Genomic DNA, 17449 nt, shown 5'->3' with positions numbered 1-17449 from the left:
ATTTTCACTCCTTCCGCAGTAAATCAAGTTTCAAAACCAGCGCCTCCAAAACATTTTTGGCGCTTACATTTTTATTTATGTTCTGCCAGGCTTCCTGCGCAGCGTTTACGCCCTGCCTGGCTGTATGTAAAGGCCAATCTGCGGCAATGCCGTCAAGCCCGGCCATAATATCCGTATTGTACACCTGCCCGCCTGCACCGCTCTGCAAAAGCAGCACATCGCGCAGAAGGTAAATAAACTGTTCCGTTAAAAGCAGCGCGGCCGCGCGGTCATATTTTTCGCCCCAGCCCAGCGCCGCAATATAACCAAAAGGGTTTTGCAGCGGCAGTTTTTTCAGTAAATCAAGCGCCTCACGGCGGATTGCAAAAATATCTGCCTGATTATAACTTAACGCCCTGCCCGGCGAACCGCCTGCAAGAGCCGCCAGTACCCGTGTGTTTTGAACAATGCCTTTTGCTTCCAGTATCTGCTGGACGGCACTGTTGTCCGGCGCATCAAAACGCAGGCGTACCACGCGCGACAGCACCGTCGGCAAAAGGCGCTCTGCCTGCTGCGTAATTAAAATAAACAGCCAGCCCGGAGGCGGCTCCTCCAGAAGCTTTAAAAGACTGTTGGCTGCTTCTGCCGTCATCTGCCCGGCATCGTCTATAATGCATACTTTATGTTCGGAAAGCACCGGCGCAAATGCCGCCTGCTTTGCCATTTCCTTAACCTGCTCGATTTTGATGTCTTTGCCTGCTTCTTCTGCCGTCAGCAGGTAAAAATCCGGATGGGCAAAACTATTGTTTTCAATATCCATCAAACGGCAGCTTTCGCAAATACCGCAGGGCTTTTTTGCCGCAGACTTGCATAAAAACGTTTTTGCAAAATGCAGGGCCAGCATTTTTTTGCCAATGCCGCCCATACCATAAAACAAAAGGGCATGCGGGCGGCTGCCGGGTTTCAGCAGTTTTTGCAAAAACTCTTTATTCTGTTGGTGTCCCAGCACTTCATCCCACATAATTAACCTCATATTTTAATGGTAGTATTAATAACACGCATAATTTCAGCAGTTACCTTCTGTTCATCCTGCAAGGCATTAATTTTAAAAATGCGTTCCGGGTATTTTTCTGCCAGCAGCATAAAACCGTCCCGCACCTTCTTCTGAAATTCCAGCCCGGCATTTTCATAGCGGTCTTCAACGCCGCGCAAAGCACGCCTTGCCGCTAAAAGGTCCGGGTCGCCGTCAAGCAGTATTGTTAAATCCGGCTCCAAACCGCCGGAAGCAAAAGTGCTTAAACCATGAATGGCCTGTAAGGGCAGACCGCGTACAATTCCCTGGTATACTTCGGTAGAATCGCTGAAACGGTCGCACAGCACAATTTTGCCCGCCAGCAGCGCCGGTTTTATTACCCGCGCAACATGGTCGGCACGTGCCGTAATATATAAAAGCGTTTCCGTACGGGCATTCATTATCAGTTCCGGGTCAAGCACCATTGCGCGCAGGCTTTCAGCAAGCCTCGTACCGCCCGGTTCACGCGTGCATACAACTTCGCGCCCAAGCCTTCTCAATTCTTCAGCCACATGCTCCAGCTGCGTGGTTTTGCCACAGCCGTCTGCGCCTTCCAGGCTGATAAAATAACCTTTTGCCATTTATTTAATCACCCGCAGTTCTGTTAATGTATAATCGGCCGGCCCGCTTACAGGCAGCCCCAGCTTTTTCATGCGCAGGCAGTAGTCAATTACTTCTGCCGTAACAAGTTCGCCCGGCCACAGCACCGGTATGCCCGGCGGATAAAAGCTCACCTGCTCCGCGCAGATTCTGCCTTCCGCCTTTTTCAGCGGCAGGCTTTCAGTTTCCGCATCAAACGCGCTGCGCAGCGGCACTGCCGTAACAAACTCCGGCAGCTTCCAGCAGTTTTGTTCTTTTAAAGGGGCGCGTTTATGCTGCTCCAAGTCTGCAAAAACACTGCTTATTTTTTCAAGCACGGCATCATATTCTGCGCCGCCATCCGCAAAGGTTACCAAAAAAAGCACGCTCTGCGCATCGGTAAGCTCCACGGCAATTCCTGCTTTGCGCAGGGCATCGCCGGCTTCCGTGCCGCTGTAACCCCACGCCGCCGTATTAACCGTTACTTTGGTGCAGTCAAACCCGGCTATGCCGTTTTTGCCGGTGCACTCTGCCTCCAAAAGTTTCAGCCCGGCAAATTTACTTAAGCACTTGCGCAGCTTTTCTGCCGCTGTCAGCGCTCGCTCAATCAGTTTTTCGCCTTGTACAGCCAAAGTATAGCGCGCGGCGTCTATTGAAGCCATCAGCAAATAATTGGGGCTTGTAGTTGTCAAAAGGCTCACCGCTTCCGCGGCACGCGTTAAATTAATGCGCCCGCCTTTAACATGCAGCAGCGAGCACTGCGTCATAGCGCCCAGAATTTTATGCGTGCTCTGCGCGCAGGCATCCGCCCCGCACTGCAAAGCCGAAGGCGGCAGCTTACTGCTGAAGCCAAGGTGCGGCCCGTGTGCCTCATCTACCAAAAGGGCGGCATTATGGGCATGGGCAATTCCGGCAATGGCTTTTAAATCCGCAGCCTGCCCGTAATAATTGGGGCTTGTCACCAGCACGGCTTTAATATCCGCATGGCGCGCAAACATTGCTTCCACCGCCTGCGGCGTAATTTGTGTGTTAATGCCAAATACCGCGTCATATTCCGGCATTGCAAAAACAGGCTCCAAATTTGCCAGAAGCAACGCGCCTGCCACACTGCGGTGAGCGTTGCGCGGCACTAAAACTTTATCTCCCGCTTTGCAGGCCGCCATCAGCATGGCATGAATAGCGCCCGTTGTACCGTTAACGGCAAAAAAGCATCTGTCGCTGCCATACAGCTGCGCCGCTAAATTCTGCGCTTCCATAATATATGAAGAAGGCGCATGAATATCATCCAGTTCGCTCATCAGCGATACATCCATCGCCACGGCCCCTGCGCCGAGTTCGTTTTTTAAAAGCGCTTCCATTCCGCGCCCGCCCTTGTGCCCGGGCGTATGGAAGGGATAAACCTTTTCGTTTTTATATTTCAGCATCGCTTCAACAAGCGGCATTCTGTTCTGCAAAACAACCTCCAAGGCATATTAACCCATGTTATCTTTATATTTTATCACAGCACGCCGCCTAATTAAAGCATTTTAATCTGCGCGGCGATTTGCGCTGCACCATAATTTCCGTCAATCAGAATATACTTGCAGCCATATTCACGGCACAAGCGTAAATTAGCTGCATTTTCTGCCAGCATATCTTCCTCATTACAGCTGTCTGCCGCCCGGCGTTCTATAACATCCGCATTGGCGCAGATTTTTTCAAAATTATTTTTAATATACCTTTCACTCATTATTAAACAATAATAGTCAATCTCTTTTAAATATCTGCTTTCAAAACTCTTGCGCCAGTCAAACGGAATATAGCAGCCTTCAATAACAAGGTCTTGTCCGTTTTCAATAACCGTTTTTATTATTTCTTTCACAATGTTCCATAAATACGGTACTAACTCAGCGTCATCCTCCGGCGTTAAACTTGTGTTTCCGCTCCGTATCAGCCCCATTTTTAAATGGTCTATCGAAAGATAATTTATTTTATACTTTTCAAGCAGGTTCTGAGCCAGCAAAGTTTTGCCGGTATGCCCTGCTCCGCCTATTAAAATTACCATTTTACACCTCCGCCACTTTATATTTTACCATAATAATAACAAAAACATTTTAATTAAACTTCTGCCATGCTACAATAAATATAGGAAAGCCGATTGGAGATGAAGCCTATGAAACTGCGCTCTAAACCGATGACCAAAGAACAAATAAAGCAGTACCTGCATAAGCTCCAGCTAGAAAATTTTACGCCCAGGGCTGATTTAGCAACGCTGCAGAAACTGCATGACGCGCATTTAAAATACATCCCCTATGATAATTTTGACTGCCTTAACAGCAAAATAACGTCGCTGAAGCGCGAGGACATGTTTAATAAACTCATCCTGCACAACCGCGGCGGCATTTGTTTTGAGCTGAACGGGCTGTACGCCTGGCTGCTCGAATCGCTGGGCTTTAATTTCGTCAGCTTCGCCGGGCGCTTTATTAATAAAATAAACGTGTACCAGATGCGCCAGCACCGCAACATGTGCGTAACTATTGACGGCAAACGCTATATCACCGATGTCGGCGTCAACAGCGAAAGCCCGCGCATCCCGCTTTTGCTGGAAGAACAGCGCGTGCAGAGCGACGGCATCAGCCAGTACAAATTTACGCGCGACGAGTTTTGGGGCTGGCTGCTGTGGCAGAAGGAAAAAGGAAAACCATGGAAACGCATGCTGGGCTTTACCGAAGAACCGCAGCTGGAAAAAGATTACGTTTTCCCTTCTTTCTGGTGCGACGCACATCCCGATTCGCCCTTTAACAAAGAAAAAGAGCTTTCCATCTTCCGCGAGGACTGCAACATCACCATCCGCGGCAACTTTTTAAAATTTTACCTGAGCGGCAGGGTTAAATACCGCTATAAAATAAAAAACGGCGCCGACTTAAAAGAGGTGCTTTGGGAATACTTTGGCCTTAATGTTGAATACCGCCTGAAAAATGACGGTATGGACTACGAATGAGGTAAAAATGACTGCAATACCGGATTATGTAAAAAAAATACTGCATATGCTTACAGAAGCAGGCTATGAGGCTTACATTGTCGGCGGCGCCGTGCGCGATTTGCTTTTAAAACTGCCGCCCGGCGATTTTGACATTACCACCAGCGCTACGCCGGAAGAAATCAGCGCAGTATGCCGTGCCAACAATATTAAAACCATTGATAACCTCGGGCAGAACTTTGGCTGCGTGGTTGCCGTTATAGACGGCGTGCCTGCGGAAATTACCACCTTCCGCGGAGAAAGTTATGGCGCTGACGCCCACAAGCCGGAAAAAGTATGGTTCAGCAAATCGCTGCGCGAAGATTTAAGCCGCCGTGATTTTACCGTTAACGCCATGGCAATGGATATAAACGGCAGAATATATGATTACCATAACGGCATGGAGGATTTACAGAACCATATTCTGCGAACTGTCGGCGATGCCGGACAGCGTTACAGCGAAGACGCATTGCGTATGCTGCGCGCCTGCCGTTTTGTTGCCCAGCTTGGCTTCGACTATGTGCAGGAAAGCGGCGTGCTGCCGCCCTTCGGTGAAGAAAACACGCCTTACTATATGCCGCGCAATTTCAGTTTCCCCGCCGGAAACTGCGCCGGTTTATCGCTTGAACGCGTGCGCACCGAACTTGACAAGCTGCTTACAGGCAAATATGCAGGCAAAGGCCTGATGCTGCTGATGGCAACAGGGCTGACAGACGCCAAATGCCGCGTAAAAGAAAACGGCACATATCATGAAACTGACATTCTGCCGGAACTGCGCCACCTGGAAGGGCTGCCGCAAAACCGGCGCTTTCACTGTTACAACGCCTGGGAGCATACATTAAAAGCCGTTGATAACAGCCCGCGCGATTTAACAATCCGCTGGGCCATGCTGCTGCATGACCTCGGCAAAGGCATGCCCGGCATCCGCGGCACCCACCCGGACGGTTCGCCCAGTGACCACGGGCACGAAGCGTTAAGCGCAGTTATGGCGCAGGGAGTAATGACGCGCCTGCGCTACCCCAAAGATTTTGCCAAGCGCGTTGTATGGCTGGTATCGCGCCACATGCGCTTTGCACCGATGATGTTTACCAAAGAACGCACGCTGACGCGCTGGGTACGCGCCGAAGCTGCCAGCGGCGAATTCCGTACCTCCAAAGACTTAACGGAAGCCTTCTCGCAGCTGAAAGAAGTGTTTTTGGCAGATATGGGCGCAACGCACGCCGGCAACAATCCGCAGCTGATGGCAGAAGGGTGCGAACTGGCAGATGCCGTGATAGAAATTGCCCGCAATAAAATGCCTGTGCATACTGCCGACCTTGCCGTAAACGGAGCAGACCTTGCGCAAATTATAACGGACGGCGCAGAAACTGGCACATTTTTAAAATACCTGCTGGAACGTGTCCGCAGCGGCAATTTGCCCAACGAACGTGCCGAACTGCTTGAAGCGGCAAAACACCGCCAGCAAAAAACTTCTGCCAAGGCAGAAATTTAAATTTTATATTGTACCTGCATATGCAAAGTGCTATACTTAATTTGTATGGGGACGTAGCTCAGCTGGGAGAGCGTACGGTTCGCATCCGTAAGGCCGAGGGTTCAATCCCCTTCGTCTCCACCAAAATTAATTTTTAAAGGCAGCATCTTATATGCTGCCTTTATTTGTATGCAAAAACTCCCGCACGTAATGTACGGGAGTTTTTATGCTTTTTATTCTTCCCTTTTAGCAAGGCTTACAAACTTGGTGAATTGCTTGTGGAAGAACAGGTTTACCGTGCCAACCGGGCCATTGCGGTGCTTGGCGACGATAAGTTCCGTTATGTTTTTATTTTCGGTTTCAGGGTTATAGTAGTCTTCGCGGTACAGGAACATTACAATATCAGCATCCTGCTCCAAAGATCCGGATTCGCGCAGGTCAGAAAGCATCGGGCGTTTTATCTGACGCGATTCAACACTGCGGCTGAGCTGCGACAGTGCGATAATCGGCACATTCAGTTCACGCGCCAGTGCCTTCAGCGAACGGGAAATTTCGGAAACCTCCTGCTGGCGGTCACCACTTAAATTGCGCTTGCCGCTGCCCTGCATTAACTGCAAGTAGTCGACAACAATTAAATCGAGCCCGTGTTCAGCCTTTAAGCGGCGCGCACGGCTGCGCATTTCCATTGCCGTTATGCCTGCCGTATCGTCGATATAAATCTGCGCAGCGCTTAAAGAATCGGCTGTCTGTATAAGCTGAATCCAGTCCTCATCACGCAGTTCACCAATACGCAGACGCTGCGAATCAATATTTGCTTCGGCGCAGAGCATACGCTGTACAAGCTGCTCCTTACTCATTTCCAAACTGAAAAAAGCAACTACTTTCGGCTTGCCGTCCGTCTGCTTGCCGCTGCGGATAGCAACGTTCTGCACAATGTTCAGCGATAATGCCGTTTTACCCATGGAAGGGCGTGCTGCCAGAATAATAAAATCACTGCCGTGCAGGCCGCTGGTAAGGTTGTCAAAATCAACAAAACCGGTCGGCAGGCCTGTTAAGCCGTTCTTGTTATTCATTAATGCTTCCAAATCCTTAAAGGAATCCATAACAATGTTGTTAATCGGCACAAAGTCGGTATCCTTTTTGCGGTTGGAAATATCAAGTATTTTCTTTTCGGCGCTGTCAATAATGTCGCTTACGTCTTCGCTGCCCTCGTAGCCAAGTTCCGCAATTTCCGTAGCGGAACGCACCAGCTGGCGCAGAATGGATTTTTCTTCGACAATGCCGGCATGATAAACCACATTGGCAGCCGTCGGCACGGAATTGGCCAGCGAAGTAACATAAGCAATGCCGCCAACATCTTCCAGCTTGCCGTTCTTTTTTAAAACCTCGGTTACCGTTACCAAATCGACTGCTTCATTGCGGTTATAAAGCTCAAGCATGGCGTTGAAAATAACCTTATGTGCCTCGCGGTAAAAATCTTCGGCACGCAGCTTTTCCATTACTTTGGCAATGGCTTCCCTTTCAAGCAGCATTGCGCCCAAAACGGCCTGTTCTGCCTCTATATTTTGCGGTGGTACTCTGTCAATCATGGCAAACGCCTTATTCTGCCGCTACGGTTACGGCAAACTCGGCAGAAATTTCCGGGTGCAGTTTGGCAACGGCAGTGTATTCGCCAATGCCTTTTACAGCGCCCTTCAGCTCTACCTTGCGGCGGTCAATATCAAGTTTGGTCTGTTCAATTAAAGCTTCGGCAACGTCTTTGCTGGTTACGCTGCCAAACATTTTGCCGTTTTCGCCAACACGCACTTTAACAATTACGTGTACTTTTTTCAGCTGGGCGGCAAGCATTACAGCTTCATCCTTACGCTGCGCGGCACGGTGTGCCTGCGTTGCCTGGTCTTTTTTAGCCTGGTTTAAGTTGGCTGCGTTGGCTTCCTTTGCCATTTTGCGCGGCAGCAGATAGTTGCGTCCATAGCCTTCCGCGGTTTCTACAATATCACCTTTTTTACCTAAATTTTTAACGTCCTGCAGCAGAATCACTTTCATTATTATCATTCTCCTCTAACTGTTTTTTCGCTAACGCGATAATTTGTTTTTTTACTTCTTCAACACTGATATTTTTAAGCTGTACGCCGGCTACTGTCTGATGTCCGCCGCCGCCCAGTTCTTCCATAATAATCTGTACGTTAACGGTACCGTCGCTGCGGGCGCTTACGCCCAAAGAACCGTCAACGGAATATTCGGTTATAACAACGCTCATGCAAACGCCGGTAATATTAATCATTGTATCGGCAGCCTGAGCCGCAATAACAGACGATTTAACTTCTTTCGGCGCATTTTCGTAAACAGAAATCACCATACCGGGTTCCGGCATTTCGGCTTCTGCCACCAGGCGCGATTTAACCTGTACGGAATCAAGATCATCCTTAAACAGCTGACGTACCATATTCGGATCTGCACCGCTGCGGCGCAGAAGTGCTGCCGCTTCAAAAGTACGCTCGCCGGTCTGCACGGCAAAGTTTTTGGTATCAACAACAATACCTGCATAAAGCGCAGTTGCCTCGCCTTTGGTAAATTCCAGCCTGTCGTTAAAGTAGCCCACAAGCTCCGTTACCAGTTCGCTTGTAGATGACGATGACGGTTCCATATATTGCAGCGTGGTGTTTTTAATGGCGTCTTCCGCGCGGCGGTGATGGTCGATAATAATGCGCCACGGAATAGCGTCCAGCACCTTCTGGCTGGCGCAGAGCATTTTGCGGTGATGGTCAACCAGAACTAAAAGCGACTTGGGCGAAATATGCTTCAGCGCTTCTTCTTCCTCTACCATAATATCCGCATAAACGTCGTCTTCATCCATCAGTTTCATATCGTTGCTGCGCAGCGTTTCGGCAATTTTGCGCACCGATTCGTTCTGCCCGCTGACAACGATATAGGTTTCCTTGCCAAGGCTGCGTGCCATTTTTGCCATGCCGATAGCACTGCCGATAGCGTCGAAATCTTCCATTGTATGGCCCATTACAAAAACCTTTTCGGCCGAAACCATCAGTTCATGCACGGTATGCGCCACAATGCGGGCACGCACGCGCGTGCTTTTGGCTGTAACGGTTGTAATGCCGCCAAAGAACTGTAAGCTGCCGCCTATTGCCACAACAACCTGGTCGCCGCCGCGCCCAAGCGCCAAATCAAGCGCTTTGGCAGCGTTAAGGCTTACTTCTTCCAGGCTGCGGCCATCGCAGGCAATGCCCACGCTGATGGTAGGCGTAATTTTATTGCCTACCTGTATTTCATGTATCTTATCCAAAACAGGGAACTTCTTTTCCATTAAGTCCTGCAAGGAAGCCTGGTTGATGCCGACCAGAAAGCTTTCTTTATTGTTGGCAAGAATAAAGCCGTTTTCTTCTTCGGCCCATTTGCTGAGGACTTCGTTTACTTCGCCGGAAATATTGGCGCGCGTGCTTTCGCCCATACCTTTGGTTACGTCTTCGTAATTATCAAAGCGCACATAAGCAAGGCAGAGTTTTTCGTTGGCGTATTTCTGGCGCAAAAGTTCAAAATCCGTAACATCCGTTAAATAAAATATCAGGCTGTAGCCTTTGCTTTCTTTTTTACCGGCCCTTTCGCCTGCCAGCACACGGCAATGGCGCAGGCGGTAATAACGGCCGTTAATTAAAAGCAGGCGTTCGCCGTCTTTAATGCTTAAAGCGTCAAAGGCGTTTTCCGGCAGGTCAAAAATTTCTTCCGGGCATTTGCCGTCTACATTTTTCACCCCGGCAAAACCGGCATATTCCACAAACAGTTCGTTTTTCCACTGCAATTTGCCGTCCTGCCCGAATACGGCCATAGCTACATCAAGATTTCTTACGGCATAATGGCTGGTGCGCTCAATATTGCGCACAATGGTATCAAGGTAGCCGTTAAACTGCACTTCTTTGCTGTAAAACTGCCGTCTGGCATACCAGTAAAAGCAGCCTATCGCCGCAAGGCCAACGGCAAGCCACCACCAGCCGTAAAAGGCCAGTACAACAGTAAAGCCAACGATAATGCCTAACGGCACTTTCATATCATTCCAGAAGTTCCAGATTTTGTTAAACATTTTACCCGCTCCCTTTACAGGCTGCGTTCTTTTAAATTACGATTGTCAAAAACAGATTCAAACGCACCCAGAAGTACAATAAATGTAGAAACCAACTGCACCGACAATGCCAGCACTACGCTTACTGCTCCCAGCCATAAAGGCTTGCCGTTTTTCTCAAGCCACCAGTAAATTACAGCCCAGCCCTGAAATAAAAAGGCTACGCTGGTTACGGTTTGAATATTGATGGCAATTTCAAAAGCCAGCTTCGGAGCGTCCGGATAAGTTGCCATAAAGCCCATGGAAAGCGCGAAAGGCCAGATTAAATATTCCGATACACGCCAGTTTTTAAACGGCGGCAGGGGCGCAAAAGCAACGCCCATTTTTGAAAGCACTTTACGCGAACCCATATAATTGGCAAAAGCAATTATCGGCGAACATACAATAAGCGAGCCGGGCAGGATTAAGCGGATAAGCTCAATCATATCTTTATTGGACTGCACAGCCGCTGCAATTTGCTCCTCACTCATTCCGGCAGCCCTGTAATAACCCTGAGTTTCATTTAAGGCTTCCTCAAGGCCGCTGAACATTATATCCACTGGATTGGTGCCCATTACAAGCATTGCCAGCCCCATGCTTAATAAAATGGAAACAAAGGTTGCCGCAGAACTATATACCAGAGTTTTGGCAGGCGTGTAACCGCGGTACATGCACTCGCCCAGCGCCAGCCCCAAAAGGCCGAACATGGCCATTACGGAAAGAGCCTGCACCGGCCCGAGCAGCGAACCTATAACCGCGCCTGCTACAATTAAAGTCATTATGCTCCAGCGCAGGCCGTTGCGCATGCCGCAAACCGCTACCGGAACTGCCCACAGAAAATTAAAAATAACGCCAAGCACCGGCAGATAAGTGCCAAGTATAGCAAACAAAACGGCAATAGCCGCCAAAATACCGGCTTCTACCATTTCAGAAGTTTTTCTTACCAAAATATTCCTCCTTATATCAACGGGCATACGCCCACATAATTATATTTTACAGCAAAAAGGCAAAAAAGCAAAGTAAAAGTAAGCTGCAAAAAACCTGTAAAATTAGTTTAATCAATGTTACAATGAATATAATTAAAATAAAAAGGAGCTGACACAATGGCTGACGCTAAAATCTGCGGGCGTTTCGCCCCTTCACCCAGCGGCAGAATGCACCTCGGCAATATATTCTGCGCACTTTTGGCCTGGCTGAGCGCACGTGCGCAAAACGGCAGCATGCTCCTGCGCATTGAAGACCTCGACACTTCGCGCTGCACAGAAGAAAAAGCGCGCCTTTTAATGGATGACCTTCTGTGGCTGGGGCTTGACTGGGACAGCGGTGCTTTTCCCGGCAAAGCGCCGGATGAATTTTACCAAAGCCGCCGCAGCGGAATTTATAAAGAGTTTTTTGAAAAACTGGCCGCACAAAATTTAATTTACCCCTGTTTTTGCAGCCGCGCCGAGCTGCACGCCGCAAGCGCACCGCACACAAGCGACGGGCAGTTTATTTACCCAGGCACCTGCCGTAATTTAACGGAAGATGAAAGCCGCAGTAAAATGCAAAGCCATAAACATTCCTGGCGCATTAAAGTGCCGGATGAAACCATCACCTTTAACGACAGGCACTACGGCAGGCAAAGCCTGAACCTTGCCCGCGAATGGGGCGATTTTATCGTGCGCCGCAGCGACGGCATTTACGCCTACCAGCTGGCCGTTGTTATTGACGATGCGCTTATGGGGGTTACGGAAGTAATACGCGGGCGCGATCTGTTAAGTTCTTCCGCGCCGCAGCTTTATTTATACAGGCTTTTGGGCTTTAAGCCGCCTCAGTTTGGGCATTTGCCACTTTTAACCGCGCCCGACGGCCGCCGCCTTGCAAAACGCGACATGGATTTGGACATGGGCGCTTTGCGCAGCCGTTATACGCCGGAAGAAGTTATTGGCAGGCTCGCCTTTTTAGCCGGGCTGATTGATAAAGAAGAACCTGTAAAAGCAGCAGAACTTCTTCCTTCATTTGACTGGCAGAAAATACCAAAGGAAAACATTACTGTTACTAACTAAAAAATCCTCCGCCACAAAGCGGAGGATTTTATTTTTTAACGAACGTTAAATACCTTACCCGGATTTAAAATCCCTTTCGGGTCAAGCGCGGCTTTAATAGCACGCATCATTTTCATTTCGACAGGGTCGGTATATTTTTCCATAGCGGGCAGCTTCTTGGCGCCAATGCCGTGCTCGCCGCTCAGGCGTCCGCCAAGGCTGTAAACATAAGCATAGGCTTCAGCGTGGAATTCGCTAAGCTGTTTTTCCCATTCTTCTTCGCTTAAATCGCATTTCAAAATCTGGAAATGCAGGTTGCCGTCACCGGCATGTGCCAGGCACAGCAGTTTAAAGCTGTATTTTTTGGAAACTTCGTTAAGATGTTCAATGCACTCGGCAATTTTATCAACCGGCACAACCAAATCGTCTGAAGTGCTGATAAGGCTCAGCACGCGGGTGGATTCCAGGCAGTTGCGGCGAATTTTCCATACGCGCTCGTCGGCTTCCAGAACATCGGTTGCCCCGCTTTCGGTGCAGATTTCGTCAAGCTGCTCCATTTTGCTTTCCAGTTCTTCTTCGTTAAAGGTTTCAACCGTAATAATTACATAATAGCCGTCCTCGTAATGCGGCAGCTTCAGTTCGCAGTAATCGCTGGCGCTGCGTACAAAGCCGTTGTCCATAAACTCAACGCTGGTCGGGTTCAGGCCTGCTTTAATCAGGTTCGGCACAACGCCGATGGCTTTGTCAAGCTCGGTAAAGATAGCAAGGATATCCAGTTTATAAGGGCACAGCGGCAAAAGTTTAAGAGTGGCCTTGGTAATGATGCCCAAAGTGCCTTCACTGCCCATTACAAGCTGTTCCAGGCAGTAGCCGGTGCTGTTCTTTTTAAGGGTGGAGCCAAGCGTTACAATATCGCCGGTAGGGGTAACAACTTCAACAGAGTAAACCTGATTGCGGGTAGTGCCGTAACGCACAGCCTTGTTACCGCCGGCGTTGGTTGCAATATTGCCGCCGATTAAGCAGCTGTCGGCGCTGCACGGGTCGCCTGCATACAAAAAGCCTTCTTTATTGGCGTATTCCTGAATTTCCAAAGTTCTGGCACCGGCTTCAACAACCATGTACATGCCTTCTTTGTTAAGTTCAAGAATTTTATCCATGCGTTCCATTAAAAGCACAATGCCGCCGCAAACGGGCACTGCACCGCAGGATACGCTGGTACCGGCGCTGCGCGGGGTAACCGGTACGTCAAACTCGTTGGCAATTTTCATAACGGCTGCCACTTCTTCGGTATTGGCAGGCATTACAACTACTTCAGGCAGATGATGGTAATGCGGGTCAGTTTCTTCATCTGTTTTGTATTTATCAAGAGTTTCGGGGTCGGTCATTACATATTCAGCGCCTACTGCTTTGCGCAGAGCCTCCAGTACTTCTTCGGTGACCGGTTTGTAGTTCATCATTTTCTCAAATCCTTTCTGCTGTCCTTCATTTAAGATTTTTAATCTACATTAAAAATCTTACCGGGGTTCAAAATACATTTCGGGTCCATGGCTTTTTTAATGGTGCGCATTAAATTCAGTTCGCCCGGGCGGGTATATTTTTCCATTTCGGCAAGTTTCTTGGCACCAATGCCGTGTTCACCGGCAAGGCGTCCGCCAATGCTGTAAGCATAGGTATAAACTTCGTCGTGGAATGCCTGTACGTTGTTTTCCCATTCTTCGTCGGTCAAATCGCATTTGCACAATACAATATGCAGATTGCCGTCGCCTACATGGGCGCAGATAAGCGGTGTAAACGGATATTTTTCGCCGGTTTTCATAACAAATTTAACTGCGTCGGCAACTTTATCGCGCGGTACAACAACGTCGTCCGTAAGGGATACGAGGCTGATAAGGCGTACGCTTTCCTGGCAGTTGCGGCGCATTTTCCAGATGCGTTCGTCTGCTTCCAGCACTTCTACCGCGCCTGCTTCGGTGCACAGCTCGTCAAGGCGTTCCATCTTCATATCCAGTTCGTCTTCGTTGTAGGTTTCAACGGTAACGATAACATAAATGCCGTCCTCATAATGCGGCACATTTTTATATTCGCAGTAATCTGCGGTGGTGCGTACATAGGTATTATCCATGTATTCAATGCTGGTCGGGTCAATGCCTGCCTTTAAAAGCAGCGGCACCAAATCAATAGCTTTGTCCGGGTCGGTAAACACGGCAACAAGGTCGAACTTATACGGGCACAGCGGCAAAAGTTTAAGGGTTGCTTTGGTAATAATGCCCAAAGTACCTTCGCTGCCCATAATCAGCTGTTCCAGGCAGTAGCCGGTAGAGCATTTTTTCAAACGTGCGCCAACTTCAATAATTTCACCGGTCGGGCTTACAAATTCAATTTCGTGAACCTGGTCGCGGGTAGTGCCGTAACGCACTGCCTTATTGCCGCCTGCGTTAGTTGCAAGGTTGCCGCCGATTAAGCAGCTGTCGGCGCTGCACGGGTCGCCTGCATAAAGATAACCTGCTTCGTTGGCAACACGCTGAACTTCAATGGTAGGCACACCGGCTTCGGTAATAAGATACATGCCTTCGGTATTCAGCTCGATAATTTTATTCAAACGTTCCATTAAAAGCACAATGCCGCCGCAGACAGGAATTGCACCGTCGGCAAGGCTGGTGCCTGCGCTGCGTACGGTAACGGGCACATCAAATTTATTGGCAAGTTTCATAATTTCCGCAATTTCCTGGGCAGAAGCAGGCTTTACAACAACTTCCGGCTTGTGGAATTTACGCGGGTCTGTTTCTTCGTCAGTCTGATAGTGTTCCAGTGTTTCAGCATCAGTCATAACGTATTCAGCGCCTACAACACCTTTTAATGCTTCAATTACTTCTTCGGTAACAGGAGCATAAGTTTTCATACTTCATCATCCTTCCATAACTGCCGCCCAAATGGCAGGCAGGTAAAATACATATCTTTAATAATTATAATACAAAACTGCATAAATTTCAAAATTACAGACGTCAAAGTAAACAAAAATCCCCGTTAAAAAACAGGGATTTTAAAAATTTTACATTGAATTAAAAATTGCGCTGGTAGCTGATGCCGATAATTTTGGTATAACTGTCATGCGTATGGGCATGTCTGCCTAACTTATCACCAGTAGGGTCTGCCGAATCTCTGAATTTAAAACTTAAATCACCTACGTCCATCCAGCCCAAGGCGATTGCCAGTGTCTGGTCTTTATCGTTATAGCGTGCGCCGATGGAATAAGTTTTTCTGTTGCCGGTCGGTACCATAAAATCACCGCCGTCATACGGAATGGAAGATTCATCATAAGCAAAACCTGCCATCAGCGTATATTTATCGCTTAATTTATGCTCCACACCGATAGCATAACGCCAGCCATCCTCCCAGTTTTTTGGGTTGCTTACAAGTCCATCCATACCACCAGTACCACTCAACATAATGTCAAGATTTTTATAGGTATCCCAACCGGTACGCACAGCGTTTAATTCTATGCGGGTTTTATCGTTAAATTTATGGCTGTAACCGATATGCCAGGATTCCGGCAGAGTTACCTCGCCGTAAGCATCACCGGAAATATTTCCATAAATCGGATGATTATATGCATTAAAATCTGCTTCCATGGAATGTTTAATGCGGCTGCGGTATACTACGCCGATTTCGTTCTTATCGTCAAAAGCATAGTTGGCAGCAGCGTTCCAGCCCAAAGCATAGCTTTCGCCTTTAGTATGTGTCGGAACAGCAGGATTTAACATTGCATTTTTCTCCATCGTCAGCCCAACATAGTTAATTTCCGCACCCACGGCTGCGCTCCATTTGTTGTCAAACTTGTGCGCAAAGGTCGGCGTAACGCTCACGCCGTTAAGGCGGGAAAGAAAGGCGTTGGTAGAAACGGCAGAATCACGCTCAAATTCGGACACCATGGCAAAACGGCTGAACGCGCCGATACCGAACCAGTCCTTATCGTTCAGCTTTTTAACATAGTAAGTGCCCGGTGCAAAACCAAAGTGTACGCGGTTGGTGTCATTTTCATGAGTACCATCATTTTTATACAAATCATATTCGCCGTGTGGGCTGATGTAGGTTGCGCTCACCTTAAATGCCTCGCCATCAACTTTAGTTATGGACGCCGGGTTATACGCCACGTTGGCAGCGTCGCCTTCGGCAAACATGCGCGCCCCGCCCATAGCGACACCCTCAGCGCTCCACTCGTTAATGGCAAAGCCTTCCGCACCGGCAAGCTGCGGTACACACAAAGCACACAACACGCCAAATGCAATAATTTTATTTTTTAATCTCACATCATCACCTCTGTAAAATTAGTACCTACATTTTAATACTTGGTGCTATTATAACAGATTAATAAAATTTTGGCTACTAAAATAAAAAACGCCTTCTGCATAAAGCAAAAGGCGTTATAAAAACAATAATATCAGCCGTCAATACCGCGGCGCAATACAATGGGGCGCTGCTTTTCCCACGGTTTGTACTGCACGGTGCTGCAAAATTCATAGGCTTTATAGCGTTTTGCGGCGTCTTCTTCCGCTGCGGCTTTAGCCAAGTCACGTTCTGCAATATCGTTTTGCGGGTAATACTTAAAGGCTTCGGCGTAAATTTCACTTGCTTTAGCGTCATCGCCTGCGTTATGCGCATCTTCTGCCAAAAACTTCAGTGCAAAGTATTTATACGGGTTCACACCGTTGTTGTCCTTTTCAGCTTCAACCATTGCCTTGGCTTCATCAACAGCCTGCTGCGTTTTGCCTGCTTCGCTCAGCACAATCAGCCTGCGGTAAAACATATCGCCGCGGGCACAGCTGTGAAAGCTGTGTTTATAAGCACGGCTCAGGTCATACGCTTCTTTTAAATAGGTAAGAGCCGCTTCTTCGCTTTTTGCCAGTTTCCAAACTATCTCAGCAATATCGCGCAGGCACAAAACCTTGTGTTCCGCTTCGCTTAAACCATATTCCGGGTCGTCATCCATATTGGGCTCTACATTTACAACCGTGCTTAAAACACGCATTGCGCTTTCAGTATCGCCCATCCAGTAAAGCGCGCGCCCTACAATCGAGCGGCAGCGCCAATCGTTATAATCCTGTATCATGCCTACCGGCACAGGGTATTCTCCGTTAGCCAAACGGGAAACATAACCCATCCATTCCTGTTGGTCCATATTATCTGCCTCCTGTCAGTCTGCTTTATTTAATTGTAC

The 17449-nt window shown here is 48.5% G+C and carries 15 protein-coding genes and 1 tRNA gene; 4 read left to right on the top strand and 12 right to left on the bottom strand.

Annotated elements, in window-relative coordinates:
- Nucleotides 1-4: 4 nt before the first annotated feature.
- From holB to M3079_RS03495, 4 genes are all read right to left on the bottom strand, one after another.
- Nucleotides 5-1000, bottom strand: coding sequence for a DNA polymerase III subunit delta' (gene holB / locus M3079_RS03510; protein WP_249077259.1), 996 nt, complete (start codon nucleotides 998-1000; stop codon nucleotides 5-7).
- 8 nt (nucleotides 1001-1008) lie between these two features.
- Nucleotides 1009-1632 carry a dTMP kinase gene (tmk, locus tag M3079_RS03505; RefSeq protein ID WP_021715369.1) on the bottom strand — a complete coding sequence of 208 codons (624 nt, stop codon included), beginning with the start codon at nucleotides 1630-1632 and terminating at the stop codon, nucleotides 1009-1011.
- A complete protein-coding gene (locus M3079_RS03500; RefSeq protein WP_249077258.1) occupies nucleotides 1633-3084 on the bottom strand; it encodes an aminotransferase class I/II-fold pyridoxal phosphate-dependent enzyme in 1452 nt (483 codons plus the stop codon).
- 62 nt (nucleotides 3085-3146) lie between these two features.
- Entirely contained in the window at nucleotides 3147-3674 is a 528-nt protein-coding gene (locus M3079_RS03495) for an ATP-binding protein (RefSeq protein ID WP_249077257.1), read from the bottom strand.
- A 108-nt stretch (nucleotides 3675-3782) separates the two neighbouring features.
- Here M3079_RS03495 and M3079_RS03490 point away from each other — a divergent pair, with 108 nt between their 5' ends.
- The 3 genes from M3079_RS03490 (at nucleotide 3783) to M3079_RS03480 (ending at nucleotide 6243) form a co-directional block, all read left to right on the top strand.
- Nucleotides 3783-4610: an arylamine N-acetyltransferase gene (locus M3079_RS03490; protein WP_249077256.1), complete on the top strand. Its 828-nt coding sequence runs from the start codon at nucleotides 3783-3785 to the stop codon at nucleotides 4608-4610.
- A 7-nt stretch (nucleotides 4611-4617) separates the two neighbouring features.
- The gene (locus tag M3079_RS03485) at nucleotides 4618-6120 is read left to right on the top strand and encodes an HD domain-containing protein (protein WP_249077255.1); all 1503 of its coding nucleotides are present in this window, start codon (nucleotides 4618-4620) and stop codon (nucleotides 6118-6120) included.
- A 47-nt stretch (nucleotides 6121-6167) separates the two neighbouring features.
- Nucleotides 6168-6243 (top strand) — tRNA-Ala (locus M3079_RS03480).
- Between the two features lie 89 nt (nucleotides 6244-6332).
- Here M3079_RS03480 and dnaB read toward each other — a convergent pair.
- From dnaB to M3079_RS03460, 4 genes are read right to left on the bottom strand one after another with little or no spacing between them, the layout of a single operon-like run.
- A complete protein-coding gene (gene dnaB / locus M3079_RS03475) occupies nucleotides 6333-7688 on the bottom strand; it encodes a replicative DNA helicase (protein WP_249077254.1) in 1356 nt (451 codons plus the stop codon).
- Between the two features lie 10 nt (nucleotides 7689-7698).
- Nucleotides 7699-8145 carry a 50S ribosomal protein L9 gene (gene rplI / locus M3079_RS03470; RefSeq protein ID WP_021716209.1) on the bottom strand — a complete coding sequence of 149 codons (447 nt, stop codon included), beginning with the start codon at nucleotides 8143-8145 and terminating at the stop codon, nucleotides 7699-7701.
- Entirely contained in the window at nucleotides 8117-10192 is a 2076-nt protein-coding gene (locus tag M3079_RS03465; protein ID WP_249077253.1) for a DHH family phosphoesterase, read from the bottom strand. Before M3079_RS03465 ends, rplI begins: the two co-directional genes overlap by 29 nt.
- A gap of 14 nt (nucleotides 10193-10206) precedes the next feature.
- Nucleotides 10207-11157, bottom strand: a complete 951-nt coding sequence (locus M3079_RS03460; RefSeq protein ID WP_021716211.1) for a YybS family protein — start codon at nucleotides 11155-11157, stop codon at nucleotides 10207-10209.
- Nucleotides 11158-11313: 156 nt separating this feature from the next.
- Between M3079_RS03460 and gluQRS the strand changes: the two genes are divergently transcribed.
- Complete coding sequence (gluQRS, locus tag M3079_RS03455) at nucleotides 11314-12255, top strand: tRNA glutamyl-Q(34) synthetase GluQRS (RefSeq protein WP_249077252.1); 942 nt, start codon at nucleotides 11314-11316, stop codon at nucleotides 12253-12255.
- 35 nt (nucleotides 12256-12290) lie between these two features.
- Here gluQRS and M3079_RS03450 read toward each other — a convergent pair whose 3' ends face one another.
- The 4 genes from M3079_RS03450 to M3079_RS03435 form a co-directional block, all read right to left on the bottom strand.
- Complete coding sequence (locus tag M3079_RS03450) at nucleotides 12291-13691, bottom strand: FAD-binding oxidoreductase (RefSeq protein ID WP_249077250.1); 1401 nt, start codon at nucleotides 13689-13691, stop codon at nucleotides 12291-12293.
- A gap of 38 nt (nucleotides 13692-13729) precedes the next feature.
- Nucleotides 13730-15133: an FAD-binding oxidoreductase gene (locus M3079_RS03445; RefSeq protein ID WP_249077248.1), complete on the bottom strand. Its 1404-nt coding sequence runs from the start codon at nucleotides 15131-15133 to the stop codon at nucleotides 13730-13732.
- Nucleotides 15134-15293: 160 nt separating this feature from the next.
- Nucleotides 15294-16541, bottom strand: coding sequence for an outer membrane protein transport protein (locus tag M3079_RS03440; protein ID WP_249077247.1), 1248 nt, complete (start codon nucleotides 16539-16541; stop codon nucleotides 15294-15296).
- Nucleotides 16542-16672: 131 nt separating this feature from the next.
- Nucleotides 16673-17410, bottom strand: coding sequence for a hypothetical protein (locus M3079_RS03435; protein ID WP_249077245.1), 738 nt, complete (start codon nucleotides 17408-17410; stop codon nucleotides 16673-16675).
- Between the last annotated feature and the right edge of the window lie 39 nt (nucleotides 17411-17449).

The sequence above is a fragment of the Phascolarctobacterium sp. ET69 genome (assembly GCF_023336935.1).
Taxonomy (GTDB): domain Bacteria; phylum Bacillota; class Negativicutes; order Acidaminococcales; family Acidaminococcaceae; genus Fusicatenibacter_A; species Fusicatenibacter_A intestinipullorum.
The sequence above is the reverse complement of the archived record's forward strand: the minus strand, read 5'-3'. Positions and strand labels throughout refer to the sequence as shown.

What these genes read in the sequence shown, in the direction of transcription:
- holB (WP_249077259.1), bottom strand. Translation starts at nt 1,000, where the DNA reads ATGTGGGATGAAGTGCTGGGACACCAACAGAATAAAGAGTTTTTGCAA.
- tmk (WP_021715369.1), bottom strand. Translation starts at nt 1,632, where the DNA reads ATGGCAAAAGGTTATTTTATCAGCCTGGAAGGCGCAGACGGCTGTGGC.
- M3079_RS03495 (WP_249077257.1), bottom strand. Translation starts at nt 3,674, where the DNA reads ATGGTAATTTTAATAGGCGGAGCAGGGCATACCGGCAAAACTTTGCTG.
- M3079_RS03490 (WP_249077256.1), top strand. Translation starts at nt 3,783, where the DNA reads ATGAAACTGCGCTCTAAACCGATGACCAAAGAACAAATAAAGCAGTAC.
- M3079_RS03485 (WP_249077255.1), top strand. Translation starts at nt 4,618, where the DNA reads ATGACTGCAATACCGGATTATGTAAAAAAAATACTGCATATGCTTACA.
- dnaB (WP_249077254.1), bottom strand. Translation starts at nt 7,688, where the DNA reads ATGATTGACAGAGTACCACCGCAAAATATAGAGGCAGAACAGGCCGTT.
- rplI (WP_021716209.1), bottom strand. Translation starts at nt 8,145, where the DNA reads ATGAAAGTGATTCTGCTGCAGGACGTTAAAAATTTAGGTAAAAAAGGT.
- M3079_RS03465 (WP_249077253.1), bottom strand. Translation starts at nt 10,192, where the DNA reads ATGTTTAACAAAATCTGGAACTTCTGGAATGATATGAAAGTGCCGTTA.
- gluQRS (WP_249077252.1), top strand. Translation starts at nt 11,314, where the DNA reads ATGGCTGACGCTAAAATCTGCGGGCGTTTCGCCCCTTCACCCAGCGGC.
- M3079_RS03450 (WP_249077250.1), bottom strand. Translation starts at nt 13,691, where the DNA reads ATGATGAACTACAAACCGGTCACCGAAGAAGTACTGGAGGCTCTGCGC.
- M3079_RS03445 (WP_249077248.1), bottom strand. Translation starts at nt 15,133, where the DNA reads ATGAAAACTTATGCTCCTGTTACCGAAGAAGTAATTGAAGCATTAAAA.
- M3079_RS03435 (WP_249077245.1), bottom strand. Translation starts at nt 17,410, where the DNA reads ATGGACCAACAGGAATGGATGGGTTATGTTTCCCGTTTGGCTAACGGA.